We start from the raw sequence: 1,066 nt of genomic DNA, 5'->3' as shown, positions 1-1,066 counted from the left end.
CGATAAGCCAATCTCTCCGCTGTCGCTATTGACGGAGAGATTGAGATGTCGGAGACAAGGAAATACTGGTCGCAGCACCTGGCGGCCATTGCGGCCGAGGGGATCACGACCCGCGGCTATGCCGAGCGGGAAGGCCTGTCGGCCGACTCGCTGTATTATTGGCGGCGACGCCTGAAGAGGGATGCCGCCGCTTCGGGCCCGCCGGCGGCCGGTCGGCCCACGGGTCGGCAATTGGTCCCGGTACAGATCACGGGGCGTCCCCCGTCAGGCCCGGCGTGCACTCTGGCGATTGGCCCGGACGTTTCTCTGACGCTGGATCAACTGCCGGATCCGCAGTGGCTGGCCTCCCTGGCGGCGGCGACCGCCGGTCGGGGGCACTGATGCACCCCGGCAGTCAGATTGGGGGCGTATATCTGCACTGCGCGCCGGTGGACTTCCGAAAGCAGATCAACGGACTGGCGGCCATCGTCGAACAGGAACTGGACGTCAGCCCGTTCGGCGATACGCTGTTTGTCTTCATCAACCGACGGCGCACCGGTCTCAAGGCCTTGTACTGGCACCGCAACGGATTCTGTCTGTGGCAAAAGCGGCTGGAAAAGCAGCGCTTTGCCTGGCCGGATGCGGCCGATAGCGGGGCCACCTGCGCCTTATCGATGCACGAGTTGCAATGGCTACTGGAAGGCTTCGATCTTTGGCACAACAAGCCGCATAAAACGCTGAATTATCGCGCATCGTGCTGATGAACAAGCTATAATATAAACAGCTTAAAAAGGGTTTATCGCACGGGTTTCGATGGTTTTGAAGTTCCAGATTCCGGATCCCGACCCGATCGGCTCGTTACCGCGTTCGGCGGAAGAACTCCAGGCGCTTCGAGAAGCCGATCGGGCGCAGCTGGCCGAAGCCCTGGCGCTGCAAATCCAGGCGGAGGTCGATCGGCGCGTCGCCACCGAAGTGGCCGAGAAGGTTCAGGAGATTCTCGAGCGCTGGCGTCTGGCCCAGCACCGGATGTTCGGTCCCAGCAGCGAAGCGCATGCCGGCCAGGGCCGGCTATTCAACGAGGCCGAGC

2 protein-coding genes and 1 pseudogene are annotated in these 1,066 nt (G+C 62.6%); all 3 read left to right on the top strand.

Translation table 11 applies throughout. The annotated features are described in order from the left end of the window. Positions 1-45: 45 nt before the first annotated feature. On the top strand, positions 46-381 hold the full coding sequence (gene tnpA, locus ACS8YF_RS19590; protein ID WP_440851770.1) for an IS66 family insertion sequence element accessory protein TnpA: 336 nt from the start codon (positions 46-48) through the stop codon (positions 379-381). Then, positions 381-740, top strand: a complete 360-nt coding sequence (gene tnpB / locus ACS8YF_RS19585; protein ID WP_440851769.1) for an IS66 family insertion sequence element accessory protein TnpB — start codon at positions 381-383, stop codon at positions 738-740. The genes tnpA and tnpB overlap by 1 nt, the downstream gene beginning before the upstream one ends. 52 nt (positions 741-792) lie before the next feature. Next, positions 793-1,066 (top strand): annotated as a pseudogene (locus tag ACS8YF_RS19580) (hypothetical protein); the annotation flags it as partial.

It is taken from the genome of Salinisphaera sp. SWV1 (genome assembly GCF_052044155.1).
Lineage (GTDB): Bacteria > Pseudomonadota > Gammaproteobacteria > Nevskiales > Salinisphaeraceae > Salinisphaera.
The sequence above is the reverse complement of the archived record's forward strand: the minus strand, read 5'-3'. Positions and strand labels throughout refer to the sequence as shown.